General features: G+C 59.9%; 1 protein-coding gene. It reads right to left on the minus strand.

Going from position 1 to position 274, the window contains the following annotated elements; translation table 11 throughout:
• Positions 1-274 (minus strand): Ig-like domain-containing protein (locus tag LKE08_RS15145; RefSeq protein WP_324705077.1); only part of this gene is annotated, 274 nt, incomplete at both ends.

The raw sequence follows: 274 nt of genomic DNA on the forward strand, positions 1-274 counted from the left end.
TGTAGGTGATGTTGTCGGCGGTTTGCAGGTTGTCGGCGCTGCCGTTGTTGATGGTGATATCTGATACGTCGAACCCGCTGACGGCTTCGCCAAAGGTGGCTGTCACGGTGAAGGGGGCGTTGATTGTTGCTTCGGCGTCGGTGGTTAGGGTGACATCGGGGGCGGTGACATCGTAGGTGCGGGTCAACTGGACCGCAGCGGTGTTATCGTTTCCGGCGATATCCGCTGCCACATTAGCCGCGATATCCACGGTCACTTCCCCATCGGCGTCGGG

It is taken from the genome of Lyngbya sp. CCY1209, from assembly GCF_035615495.1.
GTDB lineage: Bacteria > Cyanobacteriota > Cyanobacteriia > Cyanobacteriales > Microcoleaceae > Limnospira.